This is a genomic window from Streptomyces atriruber, from assembly GCF_001418325.1.
In the GTDB taxonomy this organism is placed as follows: domain Bacteria; phylum Actinomycetota; class Actinomycetes; order Streptomycetales; family Streptomycetaceae; genus Streptomyces; species Streptomyces atriruber.
Window position 1 is genome coordinate 19,905 of the sequence record NZ_LIPN01000277.1, and the last position, 7,821, is coordinate 27,725.

A 7,821-nucleotide genomic window follows, 5' to 3' on the forward strand; every position below is an offset into this window, starting at 1 on the left:
CACATGGAGTTGGTCTAGTCCATTTTAGGTGGGACGCAAGTTCGACAGGGGGCGGGTGTGAACGTGCTGCCCCGGCGGGCCGGCACGACCCGGCCCATCCGGCGTGGAGACCTGCCGCCGGACGAGAAACCGATCCTTGGAGCACCACATGTCAGCGAATGACCGCTACCTCCATCGAGCCCCCTCCGACGTCCCGTACTTCAGCTCGGACGCCGACACGTACCTGGCCCAGACCCAGCTGCGCGACCTCGAGAAGACGCGGCCCCTGCGCGTCCTCTCCGAGGAGGACTTCGCCCACTGGCAGACGTATGGCTACATCGTCGTGAAGCAGGCGATCCCCAGGGAGTCCGCCAAGGACCTCCTCGACTTCGCCTGGGAGTTCCAGGGCCTGGACCGCGGCCGCCCCGAGACCTGGTACGAGGACCGCGCGTTCCGCTCCGACCTGGACCGTGAGCTGCACGTCTACGGCTTCGTCGAGGCCTACCACCACCAGCTGATCTGGGACAGCCGCCAGACGCAGCGGGTCTACGACGCGTTCGTCGACGTATGGGACTGCGAAGAGCTCTGGGTGACGCTGGACCGCCTCAACCTCAACCCGCCCAACGTCAAGAACCGCTCCCGCTCGCTGATCGCGCCGACGGAGCGCGGCTTCGACATCAACCTCCACTGGGACGTCGACACCACCCTCGGCGTGCTGCCCCAGCGCGTCCAGGGCATCATCGCCCTGGACGACACCCGCGAGGACCACGGCGGCTTCCAGTGCTGCCCCGAGCTGTTCCGTCAGTTCGACCGGTGGAAGGCCCTCCAGCCGGACGGCCGCGACCCCATACGCCCCGCGATCGACCGTACCGAGATGCCCGTCGTCCGCCCCGAGCTGGAGGCCGGTGACCTGCTGATCTGGAACGGCCTGCTGGCGCACGGCGTCGCCCCCAACACCTCGAAGGACGGCGTCCGGGCGGTCCAGTACCTCTCGATGATGCCCGCGCTGGAGTCCCACGACGAGCTCCGCCGCTCCCGCGTCGACTCCTGGAGCAACCTCAGCACCCCGGAGTGGAACGCCACGCTGCTCGGGGACGCCGACAAGCACGAGTCCCTGCGCTACGGCACCGCCGCGCTCAACGACCTGGGAGCCAAGCTGCTGGGCCTCAAGTCCTGGAACGGGGAAGCCGCATGCGACGCATCTGCCTGACGCTTCCCACCAACCGGTCCTGCCCGCAGACCATCGAGGCGATCGGGCAGGAGGCGGCGTACGCCGCCGCGCACTTCGACGTCGAGGCGCACCTGCTGATCCTGGATTCCTCCGACGCCGCCACGTTCGCCGAGCACACCCGGGCCGTGGCCGCGCTGCCGGACGTGCCGCGCGTCGTCGTGCACCACCTCGACGAATCCGCGCAGCGCGACTTCCTGCGCCGGGTGATCGCCCGGGCCGAGGTCACCAAGCCCGAGCTGATGCTCGACCTGATGCTCCCGGACCGCCTCTCCTACGGCGCCTGCACCAACCGCGCGTTCCTCATCGTCGGCGCCCTGGGCTGCGAGTCCGTCCACCGCAGGGACTCCGACAGCCGCTACCAGAGCGCCGACGGCGAGCCCGTCTTCCCGGTCCACCACGAGCTCATGTCGCTCGGCAGGACCGCGCGGGAGGTGGCGCACGGCGTCACCGAGAGCGCTCTCGATCCGCGCCACGACGACAAGCGCGTGGCGATGGTGGGCAGCTCCTTCGTCGGGGAGCTCTCCGTGGACATCGGCGAGATCCAGCGCATCGACCCGGACGTGTACTACGACGTGGTGAGCCTCTGGGCGCCCGACCACTGGTCCGACGCCGAGAAGCGGGCGCTCGTCGACGACTCCTTCCGGGGGGCCGGCTCCGACACCTTCGAGCGCGACCACGCCCTGCTGGCCCTGGTCGACCCGATGCGCGTCGACATGTGCAACATCAGCTTCCACGACGTGCACGAGCGCGTGCCGCTGCCGCCCGCGACCGACACCATCGGCAGCGACTACTTCCTCATCCACCTGGTGCACGACGCCGCCCTGCCCGGCGTCCTGCACAACCGGAACATCGTCAACTTCTACACCGGCGAGCGCAGGACCGACGCGGGCTTCCTCGCGTACCAGACGCGCTTCGCGAAGTTCTTCCTGTCGATGCTCTACTTCAACCACATCTACGACCGCATGGCCGACGCGGGCGACGCGCTCCTCGACGAGCAGGGGCACGTGCGCGCGTCCGTCATCGCCGAGTTCGCGCGGCAGAGCACCGGACTCGACCAGGCGGAGAACGTCCGGCGGCTCGACCGCCTCGACGCCGCCTACCGCACGCTCGGCGGCCGGTACGCGGACTGCGCCGACCAGCTGGCCGCGCACCGCGACCGCCTGCTGGACGAGGCGCGCAGCGACATCGAGGAGTTCGCCCTGCTGACCGAGGCGTGGCAGCCGCTGATGCGCGCGGCCAAGGACATCGGACCGCTCCTGGCGACGGGAACCCCCGCGTGAGCGACACGACGACGTACGGGCCCGACAGCGCCTCGCTCCTGGACGCCCTGGCGGCCGCGGCCGAGGACCAGATCGTCTTCGACCTCCCCGGCATCGAGGAGGGCTACGACACGCTGGTGCGCGAGCTCCCCGGAGTGGCCGTCCGCTTCGCCATGAAGGCCTGCCCGGTCGACGAGGTCCTCGCCCTCCTGGCGCGGCGCGGCTCCGGCGTGGACGCGGCCAGCCCCATCGAGGTGGAGCAGGCGCTGCGGGCGGGCGTGCCGATCAGCAGGGTGCACTACGGCAACACCGTCAAGTCCGACCGGAACATCGCCGACGCGTTCCGGCTCGGCATCACGGACTTCGCGACCGACAGCCTGGAGGACGTGCGGGCGGTCGCGGAACACGCCCCGGGCAGCCGCGTCTTCTGCAGGCTCGCCACCACCGGCGAGGGCGCGCTGTGGGGGCTCAGCAACAAGTACGGGTGCTCGCCCGACGACGCCCTCGCGATCATGGAGACGGCGCGCGACCTGGGACTCACGCCTGCGGGCCTCTCCGTGCACGTCGGCTCGCAGCAGATGACGTCCGACGCCTGGAACGGTGCCTTCGACCGGATCGCCGACGTGCTGACCGCGCTCGCCGCCCGGGGGATCTTCCTCGACCACGTCAACCTCGGTGGGGGCCTGCCCGCGCTCGGCTACCGCGACAAGCACGGCAGAACCCTCGACCCGCCGATGGAGAAGATCTTCACCGTCATCCGCGAGGGCATGGCACGCCTGAGCGCGCTGCCCGGACACGACCTGGGCTTCGTCGTGGAGCCGGGGCGCTACCTCATCGCGGACCACGGCGCCATCCGCGCACACGTCTCCCGGCTGTCGGCCCGCCGCCGGCCCGACGGCGAGCGCCAGTACTGGCTCTACCTGAGCTGCGGGAAGTTCAACGGCCTGTACGAGATGGACCAGCTGCAGTACCGGCTCGTCTTCCCCTCGCACCGCGGCGCCGAGTCCGTCCCCGCCGTGGTCGCGGGCCCCACCTGCGACAGCGACGACGCCTTCTCGCACGAGGACGGTCTCGTGCCGGTGCCCAAGGAGCTCGCATCGGGCGACCCGGTCTGGGTGATGTCCAGCGGCGCGTACGCGACCAGCTACATGACGCGGGGCTTCAACGGCTTCAGCCCGCTGCCGTACACCTGGATCGACGGCGAGGCGGCATGACCGAGGCCATACGCATACGCCGCATCGCGGACGGCGACTGGGACGGCATCGTGGCGCTGGAATCCCGCGCCTATACGCCCCTCGGCCTCTCGGAGGGACGGGCGGCGCTGGAGTCCCGGATGCGTGCGTCGCCGGAGACCTGCTTCGCGCTGGACCTGGGACGGCAGCTCGCCGGTTATCTGCTGGCCCTGCCGTACCCGGAGTCCGAGTACCCCAAGCTGTCCGGGGCCGAGCCGGGCGCGGCGCTCCCGTCGCGCAATCTGCACCTGCACGACATCGTCGTCGCGGAGCGGCTGCGGCACAGGGGCCTCGGCCGGCACCTCCTGCGCCACCTCATGGTGACGGCCCGCGCGCACGGGTACGAGCAGATCTCCCTGGTCGCCGTCGGCGGGAGCGACACCTTCTGGGCGGGCCGCGGATTCGCCGCCCGCCGAGAGGGCCCGCCGCCGGCCGGCTACGGCCCGACCGCGGTGTACATGTCCCGGGCGGTGCCCGGCGGCCCGTTGCCGCACTTCGAGACGGAACTCCCGTTGCCGCGCGGCGGAACAGAACTATCGAGCGCTACAGAGAAGTGGGCTGATGCGGGTGCTCCGCGTACGTGATCCTTTCCATCGGAGCCAGTTGGCGATCGCGGCGCTGTTCTGCTCGCTCGGCTTCCAGTACGCGACCTGGGCGGCGCGGATCCCGGCCATCAAGTCGGACCTCGACCTGACCGCGGCCGAGGTCGGTGTGCTCCTGATGGCCGCCGGTATCGGCGCGGCCGTGTCGTTCCCGCTCGTTGCCGTGCTGATGCGGCGCCTCGGCTCGCAGCGCCTCGCGCTCCTGTCGGCGCTCTGTCTGGCGCTGCTGCTCCTCGCCCTGGCCGCGGCGCCCAACTATCCCGTGGCGCTGCTGGTCATGTGCGTCGACGGTGTCCTCGTGGGCTGTCTGAACGTCGCCATGAACGCGCAGGGTGCCGAGCTGGAGAGCCGGTACGAGCGCAACGCCATGGCCAGGCTGCACGCGACGTTCAGCGGCGGTTCGCTGCTCGCCGCGCTGCTCGCCTCCGGCATGCACACGGTGACCTCGTCGGTCGCCGCGCACTTCGCGGCGGCCGCGCTGTTCCTGCTCCTGCTGGCGGCGCTCGCCCGCACGGGTCTGCTGCCGGAGCGGGCGGCGGCTCCGGACGCGGCGGCGGAGAAGGCTGCGGAGGGGGAGAAGGCGGAGAAGGCGTCGAAGAAGAGCGCCAAGTGGATCCGGCCATCCCGCGTCACGCTGTGGATGTGCGTCGCCATGGCGTTCGGCACCGTCACCGAAGGCGCCATGAACGACTGGTCGGCGCTCTATCTGGAGGACGTGGCCGAGGCCTCCGCGGAACTGGCGCCGCTCGGCATCGCGGTGGTCTCCGGGATGATGCTCATCGCCCGCCTCTTCGCCGACGGCTGGCGCAGCCGCTGGGGCGACGGCCGCATCGTGCTGACCGGCAGTGTGCTGGCCGGCGCGGGCCTGGCGCTCGCCCTGCTCAGCGGGGGTCTGGTGCCCGCGCTGCTCGGCTTCGCCTGTGTCGGTCTCGGCATCGCGGCCGTCACACCTTGCGTCTATGTGGCCGCGGCCGGGCAGGGTTCGGACTCGCTGACCCTGGTGGCCGCGATGGGGACGACGGGTCTGCTGGCCGGACCGCCGCTCATCGGTTTCATCGCGAACGCCAGCAGCCTGGTGTGGGGTCTGGCCGCCGTCGCGGCCTCGGCGCTGGTCGTCTCCGCGTGCAGCACGCGCATCAGCTGGCCCGCCACGACCGGCTGACCTGCGCGGATCTCCCGCCCCACCGGCCCTGCCCAATCTCTTGCTTACTCGAGGGTAGGCGTACCCGACCCCCTTGTTATACGTTCTGTCTAACAAGGGGGTCGCGGCCTGCCGTGTGACGAGGCGCCGTGCCCGCTGCCTGGACGTCGTCGGAGCCGACGAGTCAATGAGCCAAGGAGCCGCAGCATGGCAAGCAGCACTGTTCGGCCGAGCACACAGGGCAGTTCCCCGGAGGGCGACGTCGCACGGCGGCTGCTGGACTCGGCCGCCGTCCTTGCCTACGACCCGGCCACCGAGGTCGACTGGGAGACACCGCTCGACCGCGACTGTCACGGCGCGAGCCCGGAGTGGAGCACGCTCTACGGCACCGCCTACTGGCGCGACATGACCGAGGCGCAGCGCAAGGAGCTGACCCGGCAGGAGGCCGCCTCGGTGGCCAGCACGGGCATCTGGTTCGAGATGATCCTGCAGCAGATGGTGCTGCGCGACGTCTACGCCAAGGATCCGACCAGCACCGAGGTCCAGTGGGCGCTCACCGAGATCGCCGAGGAGTGCCGCCACTCCATCATGTTCGCCCGCGGCGCCGAGAAGCTCGGCGCGCCCGCCTACCGGCCGCGCCGCTGGGCGACCGAACTCGGCAGGGTCTTCAAGTCCGTCGCCTTCGGCGAGGCCGCGTACGCCGCGATCCTCGTGGCCGAGGAAGTCCTCGACGTGATGCAGCGCGACTGGATGCGCGACGAGCGCGTCGTGCCGTTCGTCCGCACGATCAACAACATTCATGTCGTCGAGGAGTCGCGGCACATGAAGTTCGCCCGCGACCAGACGCGCAAGCAGCTCGCGGGCGCCGGCCGGGTGCGCCGCGAGATCAACTCCCTCGTCATCGCCATCGCGTCGTACGTCATCGTCACCAGCATGGTGAACCGCAAGGTGTACGCGAACGCCGGACTCGACGAGGAGCGCGCGCTCGCCGAGGCGAAGGCCAACGAGCACCACAAGTCCATGATGCGGTCGAGCTGTTCGGGTCTCATGGAGTTCCTCGCCTCGTGCGGCCTGCTCACCAAGCCGGCCCTGGTGTTCTACAAGCGCGCCAACCTCATCTGAGCCGATCCGAGCCGATCCGACCCGAGCTGAGCCGACGAACATGACCTACGCCATCACCCAGACCTGTTGCAGCGACGCCACCTGTGTCGCCGTGTGCCCGGTCAACTGCATCCACCCCACGCCGGAGGAGCGGGCGTTCGGCAGCACCGAGATGCTGCACATCGACCCCAGGACGTGCATCGCCTGCGGCGCCTGCGCCGACGCGTGCCCCGTCGACGCGATCTTCCCGGCGGACAGCCTGCCCCTCGCGCAGCAGGAGTACGCCGCGATCAACGCCGCCTACTTCGAGGACGCGGCGGCCGACGAGGCCCCCGAGCCGGACCCGGCAGGGCCCAACCTCCACGCCTGGGGCGAGCCGGCCTTCCCCCGCGTCCTGCCCGCGGACTTCGCACCGCTGAAGGTCGCCGTCGTCGGCACGGGACCCGCCGGGATGTACGCCGTGCAGGACCTGCTGCTGCACACCAGCGCCGAGGTCACATTGATCGACCGGCTCCCGGTGGCGGGCGGACTCGTGCGCTACGGCGTCGCACCCGACCACCCCGCGACCAAGAAGGTCGGCGAGACCTTCGCCCGCTTCCACGCACACCCGCGGGTGCGGATGCACCTGGGCCTCGACGTGGGCACCGACGTCACCTCCGAAGAGATCGCCGCCCACCACGACGCGGTCATCTACGCCGTGGGCGCCTCGGCCGACCGCCGCCTGGCGATCCCGGGCGAGGAACTGCCCGGCAGCATCTCCGCGACCGCGTTCGTCGCCTGGTACAACGCCCACCCGGACGCGGCACCCGACGGCGTCGACCTGTCGGCGGAGCGCGCGATCGTCGTCGGCAACGGCAACGTGGCCCTGGACGTCGCCAGGATCCTGCTCGCCGACCCCGACGCCCTCGCCCGCACCGACATCGCCGACCACGCGCTGCGCGCCCTGCGCGACAGCAAGGTCCGCGAAGTGGTCCTGCTCGCCCGGCGCGGCCCCGAGCACGCCGCGTACACCAAGTCCGAACTCCTGGCCCTCAAGCACCTGCCGGGCGTCGACCTGGTCGTCGACGATCACGACCCGCGGATCGCGGAGGCGGTCGACGCCGCCGGTGCGAAGGACAAGGCCGCGGTCCTCCAGGGGGTCGCGCGCGCACGGCCGGACTGGGACCTGCCGCCGGAGCCCGGCCGCAGGATCGTGCTGCGCTTCCACAGCGAACCCGTCGAGGTCCTCGGCGCGGAGCGGGTCGACGCGGTGCGCGTGGCGGCGGAGGCGGGGGAG

At 71.0% G+C, this 7,821-nt stretch carries 7 protein-coding genes; all 7 read left to right on the forward strand.

The features are described 5' to 3' along the window. Positions 1 to 148 precede the first annotated feature (148 nt). On the forward strand, positions 149 to 1,189 hold the full coding sequence (locus tag AOK03_RS26855) for a phytanoyl-CoA dioxygenase family protein (protein ID WP_055567922.1): 1,041 nt from the start codon (positions 149 to 151) through the stop codon (positions 1,187 to 1,189). Continuing rightward, positions 1,171 to 2,490, forward strand: coding sequence for a DUF6271 family protein (locus tag AOK03_RS26860; RefSeq protein WP_055567923.1), 1,320 nt, complete (start codon positions 1,171 to 1,173; stop codon positions 2,488 to 2,490). The genes AOK03_RS26855 and AOK03_RS26860 overlap by 19 nt, the downstream gene beginning before the upstream one ends. Continuing rightward, entirely contained in the window at positions 2,487 to 3,683 is a 1,197-nt protein-coding gene (locus tag AOK03_RS26865; RefSeq protein WP_055567924.1) for a type III PLP-dependent enzyme, read from the forward strand. Before AOK03_RS26860 ends, AOK03_RS26865 begins: the two co-directional genes overlap by 4 nt. Further along, positions 3,680 to 4,285, forward strand: a complete 606-nt coding sequence (locus AOK03_RS26870; protein ID WP_055567925.1) for a GNAT family N-acetyltransferase — start codon at positions 3,680 to 3,682, stop codon at positions 4,283 to 4,285. The genes AOK03_RS26865 and AOK03_RS26870 overlap by 4 nt, the downstream gene beginning before the upstream one ends. After that, the gene (locus tag AOK03_RS26875; RefSeq protein ID WP_055567926.1) at positions 4,263 to 5,465 is read left to right on the forward strand and encodes an MFS transporter; all 1,203 of its coding nucleotides are present in this window, start codon (positions 4,263 to 4,265) and stop codon (positions 5,463 to 5,465) included. Before AOK03_RS26870 ends, AOK03_RS26875 begins: the two co-directional genes overlap by 23 nt. 186 nt (positions 5,466 to 5,651) lie before the next feature. Then, positions 5,652 to 6,566 carry an AurF N-oxygenase family protein gene (locus tag AOK03_RS26880; RefSeq protein ID WP_055567927.1) on the forward strand — a complete coding sequence of 305 codons (915 nt, stop codon included), beginning with the start codon at positions 5,652 to 5,654 and terminating at the stop codon, positions 6,564 to 6,566. A gap of 40 nt (positions 6,567 to 6,606) precedes the next feature. Beyond that, on the forward strand, positions 6,607 to 7,821 hold a 1,215-nt coding region (locus tag AOK03_RS26885; RefSeq protein ID WP_055567928.1), incomplete at its 3' end, for an FAD-dependent oxidoreductase.